The 24,841-nt window shown below is 69.8% G+C and carries 21 protein-coding genes and 1 pseudogene; 17 read left to right on the top strand and 5 right to left on the bottom strand.

What is annotated here, in order from left to right:
* Positions 1 to 151: 151 nt before the first annotated feature.
* The 10 genes from ACFWXQ_RS44160 (at position 152) to ACFWXQ_RS44205 (ending at position 11,321) form a co-directional block, all read left to right on the top strand.
* On the top strand, positions 152 to 715 hold the full coding sequence (locus tag ACFWXQ_RS44160; protein WP_383955941.1) for a hypothetical protein: 564 nt from the start codon (positions 152 to 154) through the stop codon (positions 713 to 715).
* Positions 716 to 760: 45 nt separating this feature from the next.
* Positions 761 to 4,000: a S41 family peptidase gene (locus tag ACFWXQ_RS44165; protein ID WP_383955944.1), complete on the top strand. Its 3,240-nt coding sequence runs from the start codon at positions 761 to 763 to the stop codon at positions 3,998 to 4,000.
* A 139-nt stretch (positions 4,001 to 4,139) separates the two neighbouring features.
* Positions 4,140 to 4,493 (top strand): histidine triad nucleotide-binding protein, encoded by a 354-nt coding sequence (locus ACFWXQ_RS44170; protein WP_383955947.1) that lies wholly within the window; start codon positions 4,140 to 4,142, stop codon positions 4,491 to 4,493.
* A 32-nt stretch (positions 4,494 to 4,525) separates the two neighbouring features.
* Entirely contained in the window at positions 4,526 to 5,431 is a 906-nt protein-coding gene (locus ACFWXQ_RS44175; protein ID WP_383955950.1) for a ribonuclease Z, read from the top strand.
* A gap of 20 nt (positions 5,432 to 5,451) precedes the next feature.
* Entirely contained in the window at positions 5,452 to 6,444 is a 993-nt protein-coding gene (locus ACFWXQ_RS44180; RefSeq protein ID WP_383955953.1) for an adenosine deaminase, read from the top strand.
* Between the two features lie 289 nt (positions 6,445 to 6,733).
* Positions 6,734 to 7,846, top strand: coding sequence for a carbohydrate kinase family protein (locus ACFWXQ_RS44185; protein ID WP_383953750.1), 1,113 nt, complete (start codon positions 6,734 to 6,736; stop codon positions 7,844 to 7,846).
* A 237-nt stretch (positions 7,847 to 8,083) separates the two neighbouring features.
* Positions 8,084 to 9,142: a PhoH family protein gene (locus tag ACFWXQ_RS44190; protein WP_383953748.1), complete on the top strand. Its 1,059-nt coding sequence runs from the start codon at positions 8,084 to 8,086 to the stop codon at positions 9,140 to 9,142.
* A 12-nt stretch (positions 9,143 to 9,154) separates the two neighbouring features.
* A complete protein-coding gene (gene ybeY, locus ACFWXQ_RS44195) occupies positions 9,155 to 9,655 on the top strand; it encodes an rRNA maturation RNase YbeY (RefSeq protein ID WP_055612361.1) in 501 nt (166 codons plus the stop codon).
* Positions 9,652 to 10,938 (top strand): hemolysin family protein, encoded by a 1,287-nt coding sequence (locus ACFWXQ_RS44200; protein WP_383953746.1) that lies wholly within the window; start codon positions 9,652 to 9,654, stop codon positions 10,936 to 10,938. Before ybeY ends, ACFWXQ_RS44200 begins: the two co-directional genes overlap by 4 nt.
* 23 nt (positions 10,939 to 10,961) lie before the next feature.
* Complete coding sequence (locus ACFWXQ_RS44205; RefSeq protein ID WP_383953744.1) at positions 10,962 to 11,321, top strand: MmcQ/YjbR family DNA-binding protein; 360 nt, start codon at positions 10,962 to 10,964, stop codon at positions 11,319 to 11,321.
* On the opposite strand, the gene ACFWXQ_RS44210 is transcribed toward ACFWXQ_RS44205, so the two are convergent.
* On the bottom strand, positions 11,283 to 12,821 hold the full coding sequence (locus ACFWXQ_RS44210; RefSeq protein WP_383953742.1) for an MFS transporter: 1,539 nt from the start codon (positions 12,819 to 12,821) through the stop codon (positions 11,283 to 11,285). The genes ACFWXQ_RS44205 and ACFWXQ_RS44210 overlap by 39 nt on opposite strands.
* A 145-nt stretch (positions 12,822 to 12,966) precedes the next feature.
* On the opposite strand from ACFWXQ_RS44210, the gene ACFWXQ_RS44215 reads away from it, so the two are divergent.
* The 5 genes and pseudogenes from ACFWXQ_RS44215 to ACFWXQ_RS44235 all read left to right on the top strand — a co-directional run.
* Positions 12,967 to 13,794: a helix-turn-helix transcriptional regulator gene (locus tag ACFWXQ_RS44215; RefSeq protein ID WP_383953753.1), complete on the top strand. Its 828-nt coding sequence runs from the start codon at positions 12,967 to 12,969 to the stop codon at positions 13,792 to 13,794.
* Positions 13,795 to 13,903: 109 nt separating this feature from the next.
* On the top strand, positions 13,904 to 14,257 hold the full coding sequence (locus ACFWXQ_RS44220) for a cytidine deaminase (RefSeq protein WP_383953740.1): 354 nt from the start codon (positions 13,904 to 13,906) through the stop codon (positions 14,255 to 14,257).
* A gap of 497 nt (positions 14,258 to 14,754) precedes the next feature.
* Positions 14,755 to 15,231 (top strand): hypothetical protein, encoded by a 477-nt coding sequence (locus ACFWXQ_RS44225; protein WP_383953738.1) that lies wholly within the window; start codon positions 14,755 to 14,757, stop codon positions 15,229 to 15,231.
* 286 nt (positions 15,232 to 15,517) lie between these two features.
* Positions 15,518 to 16,846 carry a beta-xylosidase gene (locus ACFWXQ_RS44230; RefSeq protein ID WP_383953736.1) on the top strand — a complete coding sequence of 443 codons (1,329 nt, stop codon included), beginning with the start codon at positions 15,518 to 15,520 and terminating at the stop codon, positions 16,844 to 16,846.
* Between the two features lie 138 nt (positions 16,847 to 16,984).
* A pseudogene (locus ACFWXQ_RS44235) lies at positions 16,985 to 17,995 on the top strand (WxL protein peptidoglycan domain-containing protein); the annotation flags it as partial.
* On the opposite strand, the gene ACFWXQ_RS44240 reads toward ACFWXQ_RS44235, so the two are convergent.
* Positions 17,892 to 18,230: a P-II family nitrogen regulator gene (locus tag ACFWXQ_RS44240; RefSeq protein WP_383953734.1), complete on the bottom strand. Its 339-nt coding sequence runs from the start codon at positions 18,228 to 18,230 to the stop codon at positions 17,892 to 17,894. The pseudogene ACFWXQ_RS44235 and the gene ACFWXQ_RS44240 overlap by 104 nt on opposite strands.
* 151 nt (positions 18,231 to 18,381) lie before the next feature.
* Between ACFWXQ_RS44240 and era the strand changes: the two genes are divergently transcribed.
* Positions 18,382 to 19,341: a GTPase Era gene (gene era / locus ACFWXQ_RS44245; protein WP_383953732.1), complete on the top strand. Its 960-nt coding sequence runs from the start codon at positions 18,382 to 18,384 to the stop codon at positions 19,339 to 19,341.
* 231 nt (positions 19,342 to 19,572) lie between these two features.
* On the opposite strand, the gene ACFWXQ_RS44250 is transcribed toward era, so the two are convergent.
* The 3 genes from ACFWXQ_RS44250 to ACFWXQ_RS44260 all read right to left on the bottom strand — a co-directional run bounded on the left by ACFWXQ_RS44250 (position 19,573) and on the right by ACFWXQ_RS44260 (position 22,513).
* A complete protein-coding gene (locus tag ACFWXQ_RS44250; RefSeq protein WP_383944656.1) occupies positions 19,573 to 20,910 on the bottom strand; it encodes a GH1 family beta-glucosidase in 1,338 nt (445 codons plus the stop codon).
* A gap of 194 nt (positions 20,911 to 21,104) precedes the next feature.
* Entirely contained in the window at positions 21,105 to 21,371 is a 267-nt protein-coding gene (locus ACFWXQ_RS44255) for a protealysin inhibitor emfourin (RefSeq protein ID WP_383944659.1), read from the bottom strand.
* A gap of 71 nt (positions 21,372 to 21,442) precedes the next feature.
* Entirely contained in the window at positions 21,443 to 22,513 is a 1,071-nt protein-coding gene (locus tag ACFWXQ_RS44260; RefSeq protein WP_383944662.1) for a M4 family metallopeptidase, read from the bottom strand.
* Positions 22,514 to 22,973: 460 nt separating this feature from the next.
* Between ACFWXQ_RS44260 and leuA the strand changes: the two genes are divergently transcribed.
* Positions 22,974 to 24,695 (top strand): 2-isopropylmalate synthase, encoded by a 1,722-nt coding sequence (leuA, locus tag ACFWXQ_RS44265; RefSeq protein ID WP_383944665.1) that lies wholly within the window; start codon positions 22,974 to 22,976, stop codon positions 24,693 to 24,695.
* Positions 24,696 to 24,841: the final 146 nt, after the last annotated feature.

Below are 24,841 nucleotides of genomic sequence, written 5' to 3' on the forward strand. Positions count from 1 at the left end.
CCTTTAAGGGGCGCGGGGAACTGCGCAGTCTTTTGGGGGTTCGGGGGCGGAGCCCCTGAGTCAGGGACGGGAATGGGTAGGGGCGGCGGGGGCGGAATCGTGGCTGTATGCGGTCTATCGGGCTTCGGTCGAGGGTGGCACGCTGCCGTCTATGGGGGCTTTGAGGCGGATACGGCGGGGGCCGGTTGTGGGCGGGCTCGCCGTCGTGGTCGTGTTCGGCGTGGCCGCGTGTGAACCCGGCGACGGGATCAGTGCCGCCGCGGTGGCGATCACGACCGACCAGGCAGGAACCCGCGAGCTGGAGAAGCAGGGCGTCGATGTCCAGTGGCTGAGTTGTACCGCCTCGTACGGGGACAAGGGGCAGACCGCCGGGAGTTCGCCCAGCGTGCGGAGTGTCGCGAGCGTCGACTGTGTCGGGGAGGAGAAGGACGGTCGCGACATCACCATCAAGGGCAAGGTGACGCAGGAGATCAACGGGACCTGCGTCCGGGGCGACCTGACAGCCAGGGTGGGCGGCAAGGAGTGGTTCCGGGTGGACGTGCTCGGGAACTGCAGGGCGGGCACGCCGAGCACGCCGAGCAGCGTCAACCCTTGGACACCGCCCGTCGATCACAGGACGACCCCGCCGCCGGGCCGGCCGGAGGCGACCGTCACCGTCACCAGGACCGTCACCGAGTACCCGCACCCCACCTGCTCGTGCTTCCAGGGCAAGTGATCGAAAGCTCTGGTCGCGGACAGGACCGCTGCATAGGGTGATCGGGTGACACAGACCGCATCCGCCGCATCTGCCCCGTATCTCCGGTATCCGCATCTGCACGGCGAGTTGATCGCCTTCACCGCCGAGGACGACGTCTGGGTCGCGCCGCTCGACGGCGGCCGTGCCTGGCGGGTCAGCGCCGACAACGTCCCGGTGAACCATCCCCGTATTTCGCCGGACGGCACCACCGTCGCCTGGACCTCCACCCGCGACGGCGCTCCCGAGGTGCACATCGCCCCCGTCGACGGCGGTTCCACCAAACGCCTTACGCACTGGGGCAGTTGGAAGACCCAGGTGCGCGGCTGGACCCCGGAGGGCGAGGTGCTCGCGCTCAGCACACAGGGCCAGGCGAGCCTGCGCCGCAGCTGGGCCCGGGCCGTCCCGCTCGACGGCGGCCCGGCAACCACCCTCCCGTACGGGCCTGTCGGCGATGTGGCCCGGGGCGGCCCCGGCACGCTCCTGCTGTCCGCGCCCATGGGCCGTGAGGCCGCCTGGTGGAAGCGGTACCGGGGTGGCACGGCCGGGAAGCTGTGGATCGACCGGGAGGGCGACGGGGAGGCCGGGGAGTTCGTACGGCTGCATGCCGACCTGGACGGGAATCTGGAGTACCCCTCGTGGGCCGGGGAGCGAGTTGTCTTTCTCTCCGATCATGAAGGTGTGGGGGCCGTCTACTCCTCCCTCGCCGATGGGTCGGATCTGCGGCGGCATACGGCAGTTGACGGGTTCTACGCCCGGCACGCCTCCACCGACGGGACGCGCGTCGTGTACGCGTCCGCCGGTGAGCTGTGGATTCTCGACGACCTCGACGGGGCCGAGCCGCGGCGGCTCGACATCCGGCTCGGCGGACAGCGCGTCGATCTGCAGCCGCATCCCGTGAGCGCGGCCCGCTGGTTCGGTGCCGCCGCGCCCGACCACACCGGCCGCGGCAGCGCGGTCGCCGTGCGCGGAGCCGTCCACTGGGTCACCCACCGCTCGGGCCCGACCCGGGCGCTCGCCGCCGAACAGGGCGTACGGGCCCGGCTGCCGCGCACCTTCCGCGCGGACGGCGAGGAGCACGTGGTGTGGGTGACGGACGCCGAGGGCGATGACGCCCTTGAGTTCGCGCCCGCGACCGGGGTCGCGCCGGGGGCCACCCCACGGCGTCTCGCCGCCGGACAGCTCGGGCGGGTGCTCGGGCTCGCGGTGGCGCCCGACGGCAGCCGTGCCGCGGTCGCCTCGCACGACGGACGCGTACTGCTCGTCGAGCGCGAGACCGGCGAGGTACGGGAGGTCGACCGCAGCGAGGACGGCGAGGTCTCCGGGCTGGCCTTCTCGCCCGACTCGGCCTGGCTCGCCTGGTCGCACCCCGGCCCGCGCCCGCTGCGCCAGCTCAAGCTCGCCAACACCGCGGACCTCTCGGTGACCGAGGCGACGCCGCTCCGGTTCCGGGACTACGCGCCCGCGTTCACCCTCGACGGGAAGCATCTGGCCTTCCTGTCCGCGCGGTCCTTCGACCCCGTCTACGACGAGCACGTCTTCGACCTGGCCTTCGTCGGGGGCTCGCGGCCGCATCTCATCACCCTCGCCGCGACCACCCCCTCGCCGTTCGGGCCGCAGCGGCACGGCCGGCCCTTCGAGGCGCCCGACAAGGACGAGACGCCCGACAGCGAGGGCTCCCCGGCGACCCGCATCGACCTCGACGGGCTCGGCGACCGCATCGTGCCGTTCCCCGTCGAGGCCGCCCGCTACTCCGGACTGAAGGCCGCCAAGGACGGGCTGCTGTGGCTGCGGCACCCCGTGCGGGGCGTACTCGGCGCCTCCCGCGCCACCCCGGACGACCCGGACCCGAAGACCGACCTGGAGCGCTACGACCTCGTCCAGCAGCGCATGGAGCACCTCGCCTCGGACGCCGACGGCTTCATGGTCACCGGCGACGGCAAGCGGATCCTGCTGTGGACCGACAGCAAGCTCAAGGTCGTACCGAGCGACCGGCGCGCCTCGAACGACGACGAGAGCGACACCAACATCACCGTCGACCTCTCGCGCATCCGCCAGACCGTCGATCCGGCCGCCGAGTGGCGGCAGATGTACGACGAGACCGGCCGCCTCATGCGCGACAACTTCTGGCGCCCCGACCTGGGCGGCACCGACTGGGACGGCGTACTGGACCGGTACCGGCCCGTGCTCGAACGGGTCGCCACCCACGACGACCTGGTCGACCTGCTGTGGGAGGTGCAGGGCGAACTCGGCACCTCGCACGCGTACGTCATGCCGCGCGGCGGATACGGCAGCGGCGAGCGGCAGGGGCTGCTCGGCGCCGACATCTCCCGTCACGAGGACGGCCCGCAGGGCGCGCCGCAGTGGCGCATCGACCGCATCCTGCCGTCGGAGACCTCCGATCCCGACGCGCAGTCGCCGCTCGCCGCGCCCGGGGTCGCCGTGCGCGCCGGGGACGCGATCGTGGCCGTCTCCGGGCGGCCCGTCGACCCGGTGACCGGGCCGGGACCGCTGTTCGTCGGCACGGCAGGGAAGGCCGTCGAGCTGACCGTCTCGCCCGCGGGCGGCGGCGATCCGCGGCACGCCGTCGTCGTACCGATCTCCGACGAGGAACCGCTGCGCTACCACGCGTGGGTCGCCGACCGGCGTGCCTACGTCCACGAGAAGTCCGGCGGCCGGCTCGGCTATCTGCACGTGCCCGACATGCAGGCGCCCGGCTGGGCCCAGATCCACCGCGACCTGCGGATCGAGGTCGCCCGCGAGGGCCTCGTCGTGGACGTCCGCGAGAACCGCGGCGGCCACACCTCCCAGCTGGTCGTCGAGAAACTCGCCCGGCGCATCGTCGGCTGGGACCTCGCCCGCGGAATGCGGCCCACCAGCTATCCGGAGGACGCGCCGCGCGGACCCGTCGTCGCCGTCGCCAACGAGTTCTCCGGCTCCGACGGCGACATCGTCAACGCCGCGATCAAGGCCCTCGGTATCGGTCCCGTCGTCGGTACGCGTACGTGGGGTGGCGTCGTCGGCATCGACAGCCGCTACCGCCTCGTCGACGGGACGCTCGTCACCCAGCCCAAGTACGCGTTCTGGCTTGAGGGTTACGAGTGGGGCGTGGAGAACCACGGCGTCGACCCGGACGTCGAGGTGGTCCAGGCCCCGCAGGACTACGCGGCAGGGCGTGACGTGCAACTGGACGAGGCGATCCGCATCGCGCTGGCGGCGCTGGAGGAGAGCCCGACGAGGACGCCTCCGCCGTTGCCGGGTTCGTAGCGGGTTTCGTAGCGGGTTTCGTAGCGGGTTCTTCGGGTGCGGGTGCGTGGGGGCTGGTCGCGCAGTTCCCCGCACCCCTGAAGGGGCGCCGGCTCGGTACCATGCCCGGGCATCGATCATCCAGCGTGAGGAGCCGCGCATGGCAGGGGAAGCGCAGGGCGACTGTCTGTTCTGCAAGATCGTCGGTGGGAAGATCCCGGCGACCGTCGTCCGTGAGACCGAAACGACCGTCGCCTTCCGGGACATCAACCCGCAGGCACCCAGCCACGTCCTGGTGATCCCGAAGGTCCACCACCCGGATGCCGCCTCCCTCGCGGTCGCCGAGCCGGCGATCCTCGCCGACGTCGTGCGCGAGGCCGGTGAGGTCGCCGCCGACGAGAAGCTCGACAGCTACCGCATCGTCTTCAACACCGGCAGCGGGGCCGGGCAGACCGTCTTCCACGCGCACGCCCACGTACTGGGCGGCCGCGGCATGCAGTGGCCCCCGGGCTAGCCGCGCCACTCGGGAAAACCGGATAACTCGACATGTCCGTACGCGAATTGGTGGTCCTCGGCACCGCCAGCCAGGTGCCCACCCGGCACCGCAACCACAACGGCTATCTGCTGCGCTGGGACGGCGAGGGCATCCTCTTCGACCCCGGCGAGGGCACGCAGCGGCAGATGCTGCGCGCCGGGGCCGCCGCGCACGACCTCCACCGGATCTGCGTCACGCACTTCCACGGCGACCACTCCCTCGGCCTCGCCGGGGTGATCCAGCGGATCAACCTCGACCGGGTGCCGCACGAGATCACCGCCCACTTCCCGCGCTCCGGGCAGCGCTTCTACGACCGGCTGCGGTACTCGACCGCCTACCGCGAGACGGTCCCGCTCACCGAGGCGCCGGTCGACTCCGACGGCGTACTCGCGTCCACGGCGTCATACGTGCTGGAGGCCCGCAAGCTCTCCCACCCCGTCGAGGCGTACGGCTACCGGCTCGTCGAGCCCGACGGGCGGCGCATGCTGCCCGAGCGGCTCGCCTCGTACGGGATCAAGGGGCCGGACGTGGGGCGGATCCAGCGGGAGGGCGCGCTGGGGGATGTGTCCCTCGACGACGTCAGCGAGGTGCGGCGCGGGCAGCGGTTCGCGTTCGTCATGGACACCCGGCTGTGCGACGGGGTGTACGCGCTCGCGGAGGGGTGCGACATGCTCGTCATCGAGTCGACGTTCCTGGACGGGGACATCCAACTCGCCGTCGACCACGGGCACCTGACGGCAGGTCAGGCGGGGGCGGTGGCCCGGGACGCGGGCGTACGGCATCTCGTGCTCACGCACTTCAGCCAGCGGTACGACGAACCCGAAGAGTTCGAGCGGCAGGCGCGGGCCGCCGGCTTCGAGGGGGAGCTGACCGTGGCGCACGATCTGCTGCGAGTGCCGGTACCGAAGCGCAGATGAAACGGCCGTACGATGCCTTGATGCCCATCCCGAAAGCCGAACTGCACCTGCACATCGAAGGCACCCTGGAGCCCGAGCTGGCCTTCGCGCTCGCCGCGCGCAACGGTGTCCCGCTCCCGTACGCGGACACCGACGATCTCCGCAAGGCGTATCAGTTCTCGGACCTGCAGTCGTTCCTGAACCTGTACTACGAGCTCATGGCCGTGCTCCGGACCGAGGACGACTTCGCCGACCTCGCCGACGCGTATCTCGCGCGGGCCGCCGCGCAGGGCGTGCGGCACGCGGAGATCTTCTTCGATCCGCAGGCGCACATCTCCCGGGGTGTCGGGATCGGGACCGTCGTGGCGGGGCTCGGACGGGCGCTCGACCGGAGCGAGGCCGTGCACGGGGTCTCCACCCAGCTGATCATGTGCTTTCTGCGGGACGAGTCCGCCGAGTCCGCGATGGAGACGCTGGAGGCCGCGAAGCCGTACCTCGATCGGATCGTCGGTGTCGGGCTCGACTCCGCGGAGGTCGGGCATCCGCCCGTGAAGTTCCGTGAGGTGTACGAGGCCGCTGCCGCGCTCGGGCTGCGGCGGGTCGCCCACGCGGGGGAGGAGGGGCCGCCCTCCTACATCACCGAGGCGCTCGACGTGCTCGGGGTCGAGCGGATCGATCACGGGCTGCGGTGCCTGGAGGATCCTGAGCTGGTGGCCCGGCTGGTGCGGGAGCGGGTGCCGTTGACGTTGTGTCCGTTGTCCAACGTGCGGCTTCGGGCCGTGGACGTTCTGGAGGAGCATCCGTTGCCCGTGATGCTCGACGCGGGGCTGTTGTGCACGGTCAACTCCGATGATCCCGCGTACTTCGGTGGGTATGTCGAGGACAACTTCCTTGCCGTCCGGGAGGCGTTGGGGTTGTCGCCCGACCGCTTGCGCGAGCTTGCCCGCAACTCGTTCGTGGCGTCCTTCCTCGACCACGACGAGGAGCGGCGGGCGCGGTACCTGGCGGAGGTGGAGGCGTACGAGTTCCCCTAGGGGGACCAGGCCTCTTCTTTCGCCCCCGCCGCCCCTACCCATTCCCGTCACTACTCGGGGGCCAGCCCCCGAACCCCCGCTCCTCAAACGCCGGAGAGGCTGAAATACCCAGGGGCGCGGGGAACTGCGCAGTCTTTTGGGGGTTCGGGGGCGTAGCCCCTGAGTCAGGGACGGGAATGGGTAGGGGCGGCGGGGGCGAAAACCACTTCGGCACGGCGTGACGCTTCACGGGCAGTGGAGTGATTGGTGCACACTGGCCTGAATCCGCACCACCTCATGGGAGCGCACCGTGACCGCGTCCAACGGAGAGGGACGGCACAGCCAGGCCGCCCAGGTCGACCCCCTCGCAGGGCTGCGCGCGCACGACGACCCGCCCTGGGACGTCTACCTCACCGGCACGGTCTTCCTGGACATCATCTTCACGGGACTCGACTCCGCCCCGGTGCGCGGCACCGAGTCCTGGGCGCGCGGGATGGGGTCCAGCCCCGGCGGGGTCGCCAACATGGCCACCGCGCTCGCCCGGCTCGGCCTGAAGACGTCCCTCGCCGCCGCCTTCGGCGACGACCACTACGGCGAGTACTGCTGGGACGCCCTGGAGCAGGGCGAACGCATCGACCTCTCCACCTCACGCACGGTTCCGGACTGGCACTCCCCGGTGACCGTCTCGATGGCGTACGAGGGCGAGCGGACCATGGTCAGCCACGGACACGAGCCGCCCCCGGAGGAGCCCGCCCCGGACTGCCCGCCCCGCGCACGCGCGGCCGTCGCGTCGCTCACGCCGGGCATCCGCGCCCCCTGGATCGCCGGGGCGGCGGGCAAGGGGACCAGGATCTTCGCCGACGTCGGCTGGGACGACACGGGCCGCTGGGACCTGGCGGCGCTCCCCGACCTGGCGCACTGCGAGGCGTTCCTGCCGAACGCCCAGGAGGCCATGCGGTACACGGGCGCCTCGTGCCCGCGCGCCGCCGCCCACGCGCTCACCGAGCACGTGCCGCTCGCCGTCGTCACTCTGGGTGCCGAGGGCGCGTACGCCGTGGACGGACGGACCGGGGAGACCGCCGAGGTTCCGGCCATCGAGGTCGAGGCCATGGACCCCACCGGCGCGGGGGACGTCTTCGTGGCCGGGTTCGTCATGGGCACCCTGGCCGGGTGGCCGCTGGCCGACCGGCTCGCCTTCGCGGGCCTCACCGCCGCCCTGTCGGTCCAGGAGTTCGGGGGGTCCCTGTCCGCCCCCGGCTGGTCCGAGATCGCCGGGTGGTGGCGGCGCGTCCAGTCGTACGACCACCAGGATCCGGCGGCGCTCGGCCGGTACGCCTTCCTGGAACCCCTCCTTCCGGAGACGAGCCGGGCGTGGCCCCTGCGGCGGGCGGTACCGACGATCGGGTTCGGCAGATCGGCGTGAGGCCGCCGGCGGATCAGAGTGCGGCCGCAGGTGGAACCGGGTGCGGTCGGGCGTGGATTCACGCGGAGGCACCGGCGGATTCGCCTGGCGTCACCGGCAGATTCACGTGAGGCCACCGGTGCGGGCGAAAAGTCCTACGGCGTTGTCGGTGCCCCGTCGTACTCTTGGAAGCACAAGGCTGCCGTACCGGCAAGCGTGCCTCACCGAGGAGGATGAGCAGGCCTACAGAGCCGGCCCATGACGCAGACACCCACAGCTCACACCCCCGCGCAGGGGCAGTCACGAGCGCAGTTCACCGTCCCGGCCAAGCACCCCATGGTGACCGTGCTGGGGTCTGGAGACGCCCTTCTGCGCGTGATCGAGAAGGCCTTCCCGGCGGCCGACATCCATGTCCGGGGCAATGAGATCAGCGCCGTCGGCGATGCCCGTGAAGTGGCCCTCGTCCAGCGCCTGTTCGACGAGATGATGCTGGTGCTCCGCACCGGACAGCCGATGACGGAGGACGCAGTGGAACGCTCGATCGCCATGCTGAGGGCGAGCGAGAACGGGGAGGGCGACGGCCAGGAGACCCCGGCCGAAGTGCTCACACAGAACATCCTGTCCTCGCGCGGCCGCACCATCCGCCCCAAGACGCTCAACCAGAAGCGGTACGTCGACGCCATCGACAAGCACACCATCGTCTTCGGCATCGGCCCCGCAGGTACGGGCAAGACCTACCTCGCCATGGCCAAGGCCGTGCAGGCGCTCCAGGCCAAGCAGGTCAGCCGGATCATCCTCACCCGCCCGGCGGTGGAGGCGGGAGAGCGCCTCGGCTTCCTCCCGGGCACGCTCTACGACAAGATCGACCCGTATCTGCGCCCGCTGTACGACGCGCTGCACGACATGCTCGACCCGGACTCGATCCCGCGGCTGATGGCGGCCGGGACCATCGAGGTGGCCCCGCTGGCGTATATGCGTGGTCGTACGCTCAACGACGCCTTCATCATCCTGGACGAGGCCCAGAACACGAGCGCCGAGCAGATGAAGATGTTCCTCACCCGGCTCGGGTTCGAGTCGAAGATCGTGGTCACGGGTGACGTGACGCAGGTCGACCTGCCGAGCGGGACCAAGTCCGGGCTGCGTCAGGTGCAGGACATCCTGGAGGGCCTCGACGACGTCCACTTCTCCCGCCTCACGTCCCACGACGTCGTCCGGCACAAGCTGGTCGGCCGTATCGTCGACGCGTACGAGAAGTACGACAGCCAGAACGGTACGGAGAACGGCACCCACCAGGGCGCCCGTAACAAGCGGAAGTAGACCAGCGCGACCATGTCGATCGACGTCAACAACGAGTCCGGAACCGAGGTCGACGAGCAGGCGATCCTCGACATCGCCCGCTATGCCCTCGCGCGGATGCGGATCCACCCGCTCTCCGAGCTCTCGGTGATCGTCGTGGACGCCGACGCCATGGAGCAGCTGCACATCCAGTGGATGGACCTGCCCGGTCCGACCGATGTCATGTCGTTCCCGATGGACGAGCTCCGGCCGCCCTCGAAGGACGACGACGAGCAGCCCCCGCAGGGGCTGCTCGGCGACATCGTGCTCTGCCCCGAGGTCGCCGAGCGGCAGGGCAAGGAAGCCGACACGCAGCACTCCATGGACGAGGAGCTCCAGCTCCTCACCGTCCATGGAGTGCTGCATCTGCTCGGCTACGACCACGAGGAGCCGGACGAGAAGGCCGAGATGTTCGGCCTCCAGGCGGCCATCGTGGACGGCTGGCGTGCGGAGAAGGGCCTCACCGGCCCGTCCCCGGCCCCGACCGTCTCATGAGCCCGCAACTGGTCGTGGGCGCCATCGCCCTTGTCGTGGTCGCCTGGCTCGCCGCCTGCGCGGAGGCCGGTCTCGCCCGCGTCTCCAGCTTCCGCGCCGAGGAGGCCGTCAGGTCCGGCCGCCGCGGCAGCGCCAAGCTCGCCCAGGTCGCCGCCGACCCGACCCGCTATCTGAACGTGGCGCTGCTGGTGCGCGTCGCCTGTGAGATGGCGTCCGCCGCGCTCGTCACGTACGCCTGTCTGCAGGAGTTCGCCGAGACCTGGGAGGCACTGGCCGTCGCCATCGGCGTGATGGTCCTCGTCTCGTACGTGGCGGTCGGCGTCTCCCCGCGCACCATCGGCCGCCAGCACCCGCTGAACACGGCCACGGCGGCGGCGTACGTACTGCTGCCGCTCGCCAGGATCATGGGCCCGATCCCGCCGCTCCTGATCCTCATCGGCAACGCCCTCACGCCAGGCAAGGGCTTCCGGCGCGGCCCCTTCGCCTCCGAGGCCGAGCTGCGGGCGATGGTCGACCTCGCGGAGAAGGAGTCGCTCATCGAGGACGAGGAGCGCCGCATGGTGCACTCCGTCTTCGAGCTGGGCGACACGCTCGTACGGGAGGTCATGGTCCCGCGTACGGACCTGGTGGTCATCGAGCGCTACAAGACGATCCGGCAGGCGCTGACGCTGGCCCTGCGGTCCGGTTTCTCCCGCGTCCCCGTCACCGGGGAGAGCGAGGACGACATCGTGGGGATCGTGTATCTCAAGGACCTGGCCAGAAAGACGCACATCAGCCGGGACGCGGAGAGCGAGCTCGTGTCGACGGCGATGCGGCCCGCGGCCTTCGTCCCGGACACGAAGAACGCCGGCGATCTGCTGCGCGAGATGCAGCAGGACCGCAACCACGTCGCCGTCGTCATCGACGAGTACGGCGGCACGGCCGGCATCGTCACCATCGAGGACATCCTTGAGGAGATCGTCGGCGAGATCACCGACGAGTACGACCGTGAACTGCCGCCCGTGGAGGACCTGGGCGACGACCGCTACCGCGTGACCGCACGGCTCGACATCGGCGACCTCGGCGAGCTGTACGGCTTCGAGGCGTACGACGACGAGGACGTCGAGACGGTCGGCGGCCTCCTCGCGAAGGCGCTCGGACGCGTGCCCATCGCCAGTGCCTCGTCGGTGGTCGAACTGCCCGACGGGCGCGAGCTGCGGCTCACGGCGGAGGCCTCGGCCGGCCGCCGGAACAAGATCGTCACGGTGCTGGTCGAGCCCGTGGGCCCGGCCGAGACCGCCTAGCCCCCCGAGGAGGAGAAGCCGGAGTGACCCCGCAGGAGCTGCGCACGTTCTGCCTGTCCTTCAACGCGACCGTCGAGGACTTCCCCTTCACCCCCGAGACCTCGGTCTTCAAGGTGCTGGGAAAGCTGTTCGCCCTGACCCGCCTGGACGCCCGCCCGCTCACGGTGAACCTGAAATGCGACCCCGACGACGCGGTGCGCCTGCGCGGCGAGCACGAGGGCCTGATCATCCCCGGCTATCACATGAACAAGCGCCACTGGAACACGGTGACGGCCGACGGAGAGCTCCCCGACCGGCTGGTCAGGGAGCTCATCGAGGACTCGTACGACCTGGTGGTCGCCGGTCTACCGAAGGCCGAGCGGCTCCGGCTCGACCGCCCCTGACGTCCGTCGGCCGAGTCCGGCCGCGACCAGCACCGCCGCCCCCAGCACGATCGCCGCGTCCAGTGCCACCACCGTGTGGACGCCGGAGAGGAGGCTCGGGGCCGTGGTGGCCAGGATGCCGAGGAGCGGGATGCCCAGGGTGAGGCCGACCTGCTGGGTGGAGGTCACCAGGCCGGTGGCGAGGCCCTGTTCGTGGTCGGGGACACCCGAGGTGACGGTCAGGCCGTACGAGATGATCGCGCCCAGGTGGCACATGCAGGCCAGTGACACCGCGGCCGTGGCCAGCCAGATCGACCCATCGCCGGTGCCGAGAGCGAGCAGGGAGGCGATGAACGCGCCCTGGCCGGCGAGCGAGGCGACCAGGGTGCGGTGGGCGCCGATGCGGCCGATGACCCTCGGGGCGTAGGCGCCCGCCACCGCGGACATCACGCCCACGACGCCGAAGACCAGGCCCGTCTCGAAGGCCGACAGGCGCAGGGTCTCCTGGAGGTAGAGCGTCAGGACGAAGATCACCGTCGACATCATCGAGAAGGTGACCAGGCCGCCCAGATTGCCCCACGCCACCGTGCGGCGGCGCAGCATCGGCAGGGAGACCAGAGGCTCCGCGGTACGCGACTCGACGTACCCGAAGAGCGCGAGCAGGGCGACTCCGGCGACCAGGGCCGCGATCACGTCCGCGCTGCCGAAGCCGCGTTCCGCCGCCGTCGACAGGGCGTAGATCAGGGCGAGCAGACCGCCCGTGACGGTCACCGCGCCCGGGACGTCCAGGCGGGGCCGGTCGCTGCGGCGGGACTCCGGGAGCAGGGTCGGCGCCAGCGGCAGCACGATCAGGGCGAAGAGCGTCAGCAGGCCCATCGTGGAGCGCCAGCCGAACGCGTCGGTCAGCACCCCGCCCGCCAGCATCCCGACGGTGAAGCCGAGCGAGAGCAGGGTGCCGCTGATGCCGAGGGCACGGTCGCGGGCCGGGCCCTCCGGGAACGTCGTCGTCAGCAGCGACATGCCCGTCGGTACGATCGCCGCCGCGCCGAGGCCCTGCAGCGCCCGTCCGGCCAGGAACGACGCCGGGTTCCAGGCGAAGGTCGCGAGCAGCGAGGCCGCGCCGAAGAGGGCGAGCCCGGCGAGGAACAGCCTGCGGCGCCCGTACAGGTCACCCATCCGTCCGAAGAGCAGCAGGAACCCGCCGGACGGCAGCGCGAACGCCGTGACCGCCCACTGGAGGGCCGACTGGCTCATGCCCAGGTCCTGGCCGAGAACCGGCAACGCCACGTTCAGTACGGAGAAGTCGAGGGCGACCATGAACTGGGCCGCGCAGAGGACGAAGAGGACGAGTCTGTCCCGGGTGGAGAGGTGGGGGGCGGGGGTTGGGGTTGGGGATGAGGGTGGGGCTGCCTGTTCCTGATTGGTTGGTTCGTGGGTGTGGGTTTGGGTGTGGGTGCGGGTGGTGTGCTTGTACTCGTGTTTGCGTTCGTGCTCGTGCACCGGGGAGGGTTCGATCGCCATGGGCATGAGCTTGTGGCCGTCGGAATATCGGTGGGGAGCCGGAACTTATGCTGGTGGTCGCAACACCAGCCACCCGGAGGGGGATTCGTACGTGGTTGACGACGTGCTCAAGACCCGTCGGCTGAGTGAGCTGCGCGAGTTCCTGATGAGCCGCCGGGCGAGGGTGACCCCGGCCGAGGCCGGGCTGCCGGACGGCGGTGCCCGTCGGCGTACTCCCGGGCTGCGCCGCGAGGAGGTCGCCGTGCTCGCGGGCGTGGGCGCGTCCTGGTACCAGTGGCTGGAGCAGGGGCGGGACATCTCCGTGTCGCCGCAGGTCCTCGACTCGGTGGCCCGAGTGCTGCGGCTGAGCAACGCCGAGCGGCGCCATCTGTATCTGCTCGCCGGGCTCAATCCGCCCGCGCCCGAGGTCGCGCCAGGGGACCGGGACATGTGCGAGGGGCTGCGGCGGCTGATCGACACGTGGATGCCGTATCCGGCGCACATCATGGACGCGTACTACAACTGCGTCATGTACAACGACGCCGCCGGTGCGGTTCTCGGCATGCGTCCCAAGGACATGCAGAACTGCCTCCTCGACTTCTTCACCGACCCCCTCTACCGGGGGCGGTCCCTGACCTGGGAGGACAACGCCCGGACGGTCGTCGCCCAGTTCCGGGCCTCCTGCGCGGCCGCGCCCGACGACGAGGGGTTCCAGGACGTACTGGCCCGGGTGAAGGCGGCCAGTGCCGAGTTCACGGAGCTGTGGGAGCGGCGGGACATCGAGGCTCCGGGGCAGACCCGCAAGGAGCTCGACCATCCGCTGGTCGGGGTGCTGGTCCTGGAAGCGACCGCCATGAAGGTGCCGGCGCGGCCCGACCTCACGATCGTGCTGCACACGCCGCTGCCCGAGGCGAACACCTCGACGAAGCTGGAGTGGCTGGCCTCTGCGGAGGGGGAGGGGCGGCGTGGGGCGATGTATCCGGTTGCCGGGTAGTGGGGCGGTGGGGATGAGTGTGCAGGCTTTGCAGGTGTGTCGGGTCTACGGCTGGGCGGTGTCGCGTACCGCCGCGCGGGGTGCGGGTCGGGCTTCGTATGCTCTGGGCATGACCGACAGCACCGCGCTCGATCCCGAGGACCGCAAGATCGTCACCCTGGCCCGTTCCGTACGGGCTCGCAATGGTGTGCCCGAGGGGGCGGCCGTGCGGGACGAAACCGGCCGTACGTATGTTGCGGGGACCGTTGACCTGCCTTCTCTGCGGCTCAGTGCGCTGCAGACCGCGGTGGCCATGGCTGTGGCTTCCGGGGCGAAGGGGTTGGAGGCGGGGGCTGTGGTGACCGCGGCGGAGTCCTTGGCGGACGGGGATCTGGCGGTTGTGCGGGATCTTGGTGTTGCGGGGGCTGTTGTGCTGGTCGCCGGGCTTGATGGGGAGGTTCGGGTGCGGGTGGCTGTGGGCTGAGGTCCGGGCCTTTTCTTTCCCCAGCCCCACCCCTTCCCGAAACTGGGGCTCCGCCCCAGCCCCCGGGGGGTGTGTTGTCGGGTGCGGGTTCGTTGTGGCTGGTCGCGCAGTTCCCCGCGCCCCTAAAGGCCTAACGGCCTAGGGGTGCGGGGGACTGCGCAGTCTCTGGGGGGTCGGGGCGGAGCCCCCCGAGACATGGGGCCCACCGGTCTACTTCGGCCACATCTTCGGTCGGCGGAAGATTCCCCACCGCTTCTCTTGCAATCCCGGGCCGCTCGCGTCTCAATGGACGACAGCTCTTCCGACGGACCGTCAGATTCGTCGCCGCGCAGCGTGCCCGCACACCGCTCGCGGTGGCTGGTCCGTGCGCACGTGAATCCCCGCACCGTCGCCGGCCCGTGAACAGGCGCCGGTGGCAAGCACGCGTGCCCGCACGACGGCGCGCCCGTCGAACGTCCCCACATGGCAATTCCCGTACAAGGGAAGGGAATCCCCCAATGAGATGCAAGCGACTCGGAATCGGTGCGGCGTTAGCCGCCGGCACCCTCGCCGCCGGTCTGGCCCTCGCGCCGGGTGCCGCGGCCGTCGTCCCCCAGTCCGCCACGATCATCGCCGACTGCGGTGCCTACGGCGGCGGTGAGGCCACCCTCACGGCCACCCAGACCGGCACCTCCGCCACCATCACCCTCAGTTCCTCCGAGATCACCTCCCCGCTCGCCCTCGGCGCGGACTCGATCGTCTCCACACTCACCATGGTGAAGGCGAGCGGTGGCACGACCGCCTTCACGGGCACCAAGAACCCCGCGATGGACGCGGGCGACGGCGTCTCGGTCGGCCCGCTGACCGGCACCGTCGCGCCCGGCGACAGCCTGGAGGCGAACGGCGGCTCCCTGCGGATGGTGATCTTCGGATTCATCACCGTGACGTGTACGGCGGAGGGGCCGCAGTCGCCGGGCCCGTTCGTCTTCGCGTGAGTCCCGGGCGGTAGCCCTCTCCGTAACCCCCACTAGGCAACCCTCCCCACGAGGCAACCCCCCCACCAGCAAGTTGAGCCATGGACCGGTGTCGCCTGCGCGCGGCGGCACCGGTCTTCGCGCTCAACTGCCCTGCTGTGCAACGAAGTTGACATAAGCTGATGGCCCATCAGTTGGCGTCCGGCGATTCCATTGACTTTTCACACAACCGACACATCAATGTCCCCCTGTCGGCGCAGAAGAACGCGGAAGAGCCGCTGCGCCCGCATCCTCAGGAGGGGCAACCATGGGTTCAGGAACCCGAAGACGCCACCGTTGGGCGGCACTTCTCGGAGCGACCGCACTCGCGGTCACCGGGGGAGGCGCGCTCGCCTGTCCCGCGAGCGCGGAGCCTCAGCAGGTCGACTTCGCCACGCACTGCGTCCCGCCGCCCATCGCGGGCATCCCGCCGATCGACGGCACGACCACCGCCAAGATCGCGGTGGACAACCTCGCGCCCAAGGTGGGCGACACGGTCACCGTCACGTACACGGTGGTCAAGCCCGCCGCGTCCAACCCGGTCGACATCGCCCTGCCCGCCGACATCATGACGCCCACCGGCAAGGTCACCCTCGGTGGCGTGCAGACCGGTGACATCACGGTCGCGGGCCCGAAGAAGAACGACCCGGTACCGGGGAAGGGCGCCTTCCCGTCCTTCTCGATGACCGGCACCTTCACGGTCACCACACCCGGCGCGATCACCCTCTCGCCCGGCGACTACAACATCCACACCAGCTACATCCTGGAGCTGGACACCCCGTGCACGGTCACCAACCCGCCCGCCCCCGTCTCCGAGACGGTCACCGCGACGGACGGCGGACAGACCAACAACCGTGCCATCAGCCTCGGTACGGCCTCCGGGAAGCCCGGTGACAGCGTGACCGTCACCGGCACGAACTTCACCCCGGGTGCCGCTGTCACCCTCGCCGGACGGGCCGGCGCCGCCGAGACCGCCGACAAGGGCACCGCCACCGCGAACGCCCAGGGCGCCATCAGCGGCACCCTGACCGTCAACGACAAGGCGACGACCGGGGTCGTGGCGTACGAGGGAAGCGCCTGGAGCGACAGCAAGGGGGCCGGGCCCGCCGCCTATGTCGTCATCGAGGACAACACGCCGCTCCCCGAGGGCAGCCAGAAGGTCAACTCCTCGGTCAAAGCAGGCACGTTGTCCATGACCCAGGCCGGTGACACCGTCGAACTCGCGGCGGTCGACTACGGCAAGGGCGGCTTCTCGCGCGGCTCCCTGCAGACGGTGACCGTCAAGGACTTCCGCGGCGGACCCGCGGGCTGGTCCCTGACCGGCAAGGTCACCGACTTCGCCGGTCCCGGCGGGGCGAAGATCGACGCCGCCAAGCTGGGCTGGACCCCGGTCTGCGCCACCAAGACCGGCAGTCCGAGCACCTGTCAGACCGGTTCGCCCGGCTCGGTCGGCAGCGCCGGAGCGACTCTGGCGTCCACCCCCAACGGCGCCCAGACCGGTGGTGAGTTCACCGTCGACGCCAGGCTGTCGCTGAACGTTCCGGCGTTCACCCCGCCCGGTGCGTACTCCGGCGTGCTGACGCTCACGCTCACCTGACGGCCCACGTTCGTATCTGAAGGTTCTGACGGTACTGACGGTTCGTCAACAGAGCTGCAAGCAGGCTCGTTTCGTCGGTGGTCGGGCGCGCACCCGCCCGTCCGCCTCGTCCGACTCGCTCACCGGGGGTCCGCACCCATGCGCAAGCCGTTCGTCCTCCTCCTGTTGCTCTTCCTCGGCCTGACCGGGGCGCCCGCGTACGCCGCCGACAACGGCAGCTGGTCCGTCTACCCCGTCTCGACGGACCTCGCCTCGCGGCCCTACTTCCACCTCTCCGCCGATCCGGGGACAACGCTCAAGGACAAGGTCACCGTCGCCAACAAGACCGCGCGGCCACTGACCTTCCGGCTGTACGCGGCCGACGCCTACAACACCGCCCGGGACGGCGGGTTCGCGGTGCGCACCAGCAAGGAGAAGCAGCGGGGCGTCGGCGCCTGGGCGAAGCCCGCGAAGTCCCGGGTGACCGTGCCCGCGCACGGCTCGGTCACCGTGCCGTTCACGATCCGGGTGCCCGAGGGCGCCGAACCCGGCGATCACCCGGGTGCGCTGGTCGCCCTCGACGAGCGCATCGACGGCGGGTCGGGGGCCGTCGAGGTCGGCGTGCAGCGGGCCGTCGGCGCGCGGATCTATCTGCGGGTGGGCGGGCCGACCGTGCCCGCCGTCGCCGTCGAGGACGTCCGCATCACCCACCACCAGCCCCTCGTCCCCGGCATCGGCGACAGCACGGCCACCGTCTCGTACACCCTCCACAACACCGGCAACGTCACCCTCAACCCCAAGGTGGAGCTGAAGGCCGAGGGGCTCTTCGGCCGGACGCTGCTCGCCCGCGACCTGGCCGGGGTCCCCTCCGAGCTGCTGCCCGGGCAGCGGGTGAAACTGAGCGAACCGTGGCGTGGCGCGCCCCAACTCGACTGGGGCGACGTGACGTTGACTGCCAGCGCGCACGACACCCGCGAGTCGGCGAGTACGTCGTTCTTCGCGCTGCCGTGGCTCGTGGCGGTCGTGCTGGGAGTGGGGCTCGCGGGCGTGGCGGTGGGGATCAGGATCAGAGGGCGTCGGGGCCGCGCTCGCCCGTCCGTACCCGCACCACCGTCTCCACCGGCACGGCCCATACCTTTCCGTCGCCGATCTTCCCCGTCTTCGCCGCCTTCACGATCCCTTCGATGACGGCTTCGGCGTCCGCGTCCTCGACGACGACCTCGATACGGATCTTGGGGACCAGGTCGACCTGGTACTCGGCCCCGCGGTACACCTCCGTGTGGCCGCGCTGACGCCCGTACCCGCTGGCCTCCGTGACGGTCAGCCCGTGCACGCCGATGTCCTGGAGAGCGTTCTTGACCTCGTCGAGCCGGTGCGGCTTGACGATGGCGGTGATGAGCTTCATGCCGGGGCCTGACCTTCTGCGCGATGCGGGTGATGGGGGCGGGAGCCTAGCTCCGGAGCCCCGTGATCGTAGGCCGTCCGGAGCTGTGCCGTAAGGTCCCGGGCGGTGTGTGGGGTCGCTGGGTGCGGCAGGGCTCCGATGATCAGGGACAATGGGCGGCATGAGCGTTCGTACCCAGTCATCCGAGCCGTCCGAGGGCATCCACCGCGCCGGCTTCGCCTGCTTCGTGGGCCGCCCCAACGCGGGCAAGTCCACCCTGACGAACGCTCTGGTCGGCCAGAAGGTGGCGATCACGGCGAACCAGCCGCAGACGACGCGGCACACCGTGCGCGGCATCGTGCACCGGCCCGACGCCCAGCTGATCCTCGTGGACACGCCTGGGCTGCACAAACCGCGCACGCTGCTCGGCCAGCGGCTGAACGACGTCGTACGTACGACGTGGGCCGAGGTCGACGTGATCGGGTTCTGTCTGCCGGCGAACGAGAAGCTCGGTCCCGGTGACCGTTTCATCGCGAAGGAACTGGCGTCGATCAAGAAGACGCCGAAGATCGCGATCGTGACGAAGACCGACCTCGTGGACAGCAAGACGCTCGCCGAGCAGCTCATCGCCATCGACCAGCTAGGCAAGGAGCTCGGGTTCGAGTGGGCCGAGATCGTTCCGGTGTCCGCCGTCGGGGACAAGCAGGTCGATCTGCTCGCCGATCTGCTGGTGCCGCTGCTTCCGGAAGGGCCCGCGCTCTATCCCGAGGGTGACCTCACCGACGAGCCCGAGCAGGTCATGGTGGCCGAGCTGATCCGTGAGGCCGCGCTGGAGGGGGTGCGGGACGAGTTGCCGCACTCCATCGCCGTTGTCGTGGAGGAGATGCTTCCCCGTGAGGACCGGCCTGCCGACAAGCCTCTTCTCGACATCCACGCGTTCGTCTATATCGAGCGGCCCAGTCAGAAGGGGATCATCATTGGGCCCAAGGGGAAGCGGTTGAAGGAGGTCGGGATCAAGTCGCGCAAGCAGATTGAGGCGCTTCTGGGTACGCCGGTTTTTCTTGACCTCCATGTCAAGGTCGCCAAGGACTGGCAGCGGGATCCGCGCCAGCTGCGCAAGCTTGGCTTCTGAAGATCTTTTCTCTTTCCCCAGCCCCACCCCTTCCCGAAACTGGGGCTCCGCCCCAGGCCCCGTGGGGTTTGTTGTCGGGTGCGGGCCCGGATGTGGCTGATCGCGCAGTTCCCCGCGCCCCTAGGTTTTTAGGGGCGCGGGGAACTGCGCAGTCTTTGGGGGTTCGGGGGCGGAGCCCCTGAGTAAGTGACGGGAATGGGTAGGGGCGGCGGGGGCGAAAAACTCCCCTGCTCATCCTCCCTGGGATTGGAGCGCGTCCCGTAGCCAGGTGTACGACGCCTTCGGGGTCCGCTTGAGCGTCTCGAAGTCCACGTGGACCAGGCCGAAGCGGCGGGCGTAGCCCTCGGCCCATTCGAAGTTGTCGAGGAGCGACCAGACGAAGTAGCCGCGGACATCCACGCCCTGCTCCAACGCCCGGTGCAGCGCCCGCAGATGGCCGTCCAGGTACGTGATCCGGTCCTGGTCGTCGAGGCCCTCGTACGAGCAGCCGTTCTCCGTGATGACGATGGGCGGGAGCCGGTCGCCGTACCGCTCGTGGAAGTCGACCAGCAGCTCCGTGAGCGCCTCCGGGACCACCGGCCAGCCGAAGTCCGTGACCGGATAGCCCTCGATCTCCCTTACGGAGAAGGGGAGTTCGGCGGGCATCGTCAGTCCGCCGAACTCGATCTCCGAGCCCTGCGGCGCGCCCACCCTCGTCGGCGCGTAGTAGTTGATCCCGTACCAGTCGACCGGTTCCGAGATGACCTTCAGGTCGGACGCGAGGTCCTCGGCGTCCCCTGGCATCAACTCCCCGATGCCCTCCGGGTATTGGCCCGTCAGCACCGGGTCCGCGAACAGCCGGTTGAGGAGGATGTCGTAGAAGGCAGCCGCCTCCAGGTCCTCCGGTTCCTGAGAGGCGGGCCAGGTCGGTCCGTGCGAGTTGGCGATACCGATGTCCGTGACTCCGGCCGCACGCAGGGCCCGTACGGCCAGGCCGTGGCCCAACAGCTGGTGGTGAGCGGCCGGCAGCGCGTCGAAGAGGAGCTGTCTGCCGGGCGCGTGCGCACCCAGGGCGTGGCCCAACAGGGTGTGTTCGGCAGGCTCGTTGAGGGTGATCCACTTGGAAATCCGGTCGCCGAGCCGGTCAACCACCAGCGCGGCGTACTCGGCGAAGCGCTCGGCCGTGTCCCGGTTCAGCCAGCCGCCCGCCTCCTCGACCGACACCGGCAGATCCCAGTGGAAGAGGGTCGGGACGGGGCGGATGCCCGCCGAGGTCAGTTCGTCGACCAGGCGGTCGTAGAAGTCCAGGCCGCCGGGGGAGTTCACCCGCGGCCAGGAGATCGAGAAGCGGTACGCGTCCACGCCGAGGTCGCGCAGGAGCGCGACGTCCTCCGGGTAGCGGTGGTAGTGGTCGCAGGCCACCGCCGCGGTGGAGTTGTCCTTGATGTGCCCCGGTTCGGCCGTGAAGGCGTCCCAGACCGAGGGGGCGCGCTTGTCCGCGGCGCCCTCGATCTGGTGGGCCGAGGTGGACACGCCCCAGAGGAAGCCGGCCGGGAACTGGGGTATCGGGTTCGTCGCCGTGTTCGCCATGCGCGCGATCATCTGTAGCGGCGGACAGTGAAGTCAACGGGGTTCGGTGAACTGGCCGTTGCCGGTTCTGCTGGGGCGCCCACGGGGGAGGGGATTGCTGTGGGTGGGCGGCTGCGGGGCGGATGTGGCTGGTCGCGCAGTTCCCCGCGCCCCTTAAGGGGCGCCCCCCGCTGCCTCCCTGTCGGGCGCCCTTGTTACGCGCCCTCCTTCAGGACCCTTGAGATCAGTTTGCGTTGTTCCTCTGTCAGGCGTGGGTCCGCGCAGTACACCGTTCTGCCGTTGACGGTGATCTGGTAGCTGAAGCCGTCCGGAACTCCTATGGGGGGCGCGCCCCGGCCGGACGTGATCGCCTGTTCGGCCAGGGCGTGCCACTCCTGGGCGTCGATGCGGCCCGAGGTCTCCACCTCGGCGTACCGCTCGATACCCGCGAATCCGCCCGTGCGCCTCACCTGAATACGCATGGGTCCTGTCTAGTACGAAACGGCTCCACCATGAAACGGCTCCAGTGCGAAAACAGCGGCGCGGGGCACGGTCACAGGGTTCGTACCCCGACCTGCTCCCACGCCTTCGTCACGGCCTGCAGCTCGTCGCCCTCGCCGAACGAAGCGCGGGCCTTGGCCACGGTCAGCGTTGCGAAGTCCGTGAAGTTGGCCTTCGAGCCCAGCTCGCCGCCGGTCAGCACGTCGTACCAGATCCGTCCGGCCCGCTCCCACGCGTGCCCGCCGAGCGCGGTCGCCGCGAGGTAGAAGGCGTGGTTGGGGATGCCCGAGTTGATGTGGACGCCGCCGTTGTCGCGGCCCGTCTGCACGTAGTCGTCCATCGTGGCGGGCTGCGGGTCCTTGCCGAGCACGTCGTCGTCGTACGCCGTGCCCGGGGCCTTCATCGAGCGCAGGGCCGTGCCCGTGACGCGCGGGGCCAGTAGACCCGCGCCGATCAGCCAGTCGGCCTCGGCGGCGGTCTGGCCGAGCGTGTACTGCTTGATGAGCGCGCCGAAGACGTCCGAGAAGTGCTCGTTCAGGGCACCCGGCTGGCCGAAGTACGTGAGGTTCGCCGTGTACTGCGTGACGCCGTGGGCCAGCTCGTGGCCGATGACGTCGACCGGGATGGTGAAGTCGAGGAAGATCTCGCCGTCACCGTCGCCGAAGACCATCTGCTCGCCGTTCCAGAAGGCGTTGTTGTAGTCCTCGCCGAAGTGCACGGTCGCGTTGAGCGGCAGCCCCTCGGCGTTGATCGAGTTCCGTTCGTACGCCTTCTGGAACAGCTCGAAGGTCGCGCCCAGGCCGGCGTACGCGCGGTTGACCGTGGCGTCCTTGCCGGGCTTGTCGCCCTCGCCGCGGACCTTCTTGCCGGGCAGGTCCTGCTTGTGTTTCGCGTCGTGGATCGTGCGGTTCGGCTTGTCCTCGGCGGCGCCCTTCGGCGGGGCGAGGGTGGGCGCGCCGATGACCGTGGTCAGGCGGCGGTGGGTGCGCTCGAAGGCGTCGTGCTCCAGGGTGCGGCGCGCCTTGCCGGCGAGGGCGGGGTCCTCGGCCTGGGCCAGGGTGTCGAGGACGTGGGGTGGGACGATGGTGCAGAAGACGGGCTCGTGGCCCCCGTTTGTCGTCATGGTCGGCACCATTGCACTGCGTGATGCTGCTGTCACTAGGGGCAACCATGATTGGTGAAATGCGGGGATAAGAGGGGCTGTGGGGTGGGGGTTGTGTTACGGGTGCGGGTCGCCTGTGGCTGGTCGCGCAGTTCCCCGCGCCCCTAAAAGATTGCGCAGTTCCCCGCGCCCCTAAAGGATGCGCAGTTCCCCGCGCCCCTGAAATGCTCGACTATGTGACGTTGTGCACCCTTTCTTTCGTATACCTCCCACGTCCCGCATACTGATACGGACCCTCGCGTGGGGCTTGGCTCGGCTAGCATGCGGAGCATCATGCGTATCGGGCTGCTTCTCCTTAGCTGCCGCGGCGAGGGCCTGTAGTCGAGGCCGACCCCCTCCCCGCGGAGTTCGGCGTTGCGCCGTCGGCCGTCCCTCGGATTCTCTCCGAGGATCAAGCGGACCAAGAGGAGCCCCTCGCATCATGGCGAACCGCCAGCAGCCCACCTCCATGCCGATCCACAAGTACCGCCCGTACGACCAGGTCGACATCGCCGACCGTACGTGGCCGGACAACCGGATCACCGTCGCCCCCCGCTGGCTCTCCACCGACCTGCGTGACGGCAACCAGGCCCTGATCGACCCCATGTCGCCCGCGCGCAAGCGCGAGATGTTCGACCTGCTGGTGAAGATGGGCTACAAGGAGATCGAGGTCGGCTTCCCGGCTTCTGGTCAGACCGACTTCGACTTCGTGCGCTCGATCGTCGAGGAGCCGGGTGCGATTCCGGACGACGTGACTATTTCCGTACTCACCCAGGCCCGCGAGGATCTGATCGAGCGGACCGTCGAGTCGCTGAAGGGCGCCAAGCGCGCCACCGTCCACCTGTACAACGCCACGGCCCCGGTCTTCCGCCGGGTCGTCTTCCGCGGCTCCAAGGACGACATCAAGCAGATCGCCGTCGACGGCACCCGGCTGGTCGTGGAGTACGCGGAGAAGCTGCTGGGCCCCGAGACGACGTTCGGCTACCAGTACTCGCCGGAGATCTTCACGGACACCGAGCTGGACTTCGCCCTGGAGGTCTGCGAGGCGGTCATGGACGTCTGGCAGCCGGGTCCGGGGCGCGAGATCATTCTCAACCTGCCTGCCACGGTGGAGCGTTCGACGCCGTCGACGCACGCGGACCGCTTCGAGTGGATGAGCCGCAATCTGTCCCGTCGTGAGTATGTCTGTCTGTCCGTGCATCCGCACAACGACCGGGGTACGGCTGTCGCGGCGGCGGAGCTGGCGCTGATGGCCGGGGCGGACCGTATCGAGGGCTGTCTGTTCGGGCAGGGCGAGCGGACCGGCAACGTCGATCTGGTGACGCTGGGGATGAATCTGTTCTCGCAGGGGGTGGATCCGCAGATCGACTTCTCGGACATCGACGAGGTGCGGCGTACCGCGGAGTACTGCAACCAGATGGGGGTCCATCCCCGTCACCCGTATGTGGGTGATCTGGTCTACACGTCCTTCTCCGGCTCCCACCAGGACGCCATCAAGAAGGGCTTCGACGCGATGGAGGCCGACGCGGCGGCGAAGGGTGTCACCGTCGATGACCTGGAGTGGGCGGTTCCGTATCTGCCGATCGATCCGAAGGACGTCGGGCGGTCGTACGAGGCGGTCATCCGGGTCAACTCGCAGTCCGGCAAGGGCGGTATCGCGTACGTCCTGAAGAACGACCACAGCCTGGACCTGCCGCGGCGGATGCAGATCGAGTTCTCGAAGATCATCCAGGCGAAGACCGACGCCGAGGGCGGCGAGGTCACCGGCAAGGACATCTGGGCGGTCTTCCAGGATGAGTACCTGCCGAACGCCCAGAACCCCTGGGGCCGTATCCAGGTCAGCAACGGCCAGTCCACCACCGACCGTGACGGCGTCGACACGCTCACCGTCGAGGCCGAGGTGGACGGCGCCGAGACCGTTCTGGTCGGCACCGGAAACGGCCCGATCTCGGCGTTCTTCCATGCCCTGCAGGGCATCGGTATCGACGCCCGGCTGCTCGACTACCAGGAGCACACGATGAGCGAGGGCGCGTCCGCGCAGGCCGCCTCGTACATCGAGGTCGCGATCGGCGACAAGGTGCTGTGGGGAATCGGCATCGACGCGAATACGACACGCGCCTCACTGAAGGCCGTGGTCTCCGCGGTCAACCGCGCGACCCGATAAGGCCGTTCACCTGCGTTTCTCCGGTCCCGTCCGCCTCACAGGCGGGCGGGACCGCGGCGTGTATCAAGCCATGTCACAGAGTGGTCTCGCCCTGGGTACTGACTCTTCCTCAACAATGTGGCTAACATCACGCCAACGCGGCGATG

Source organism: Streptomyces sp. NPDC058697 (genome assembly GCF_042715345.1).
GTDB lineage: Bacteria > Actinomycetota > Actinomycetes > Streptomycetales > Streptomycetaceae > Streptomyces > Streptomyces liliifuscus.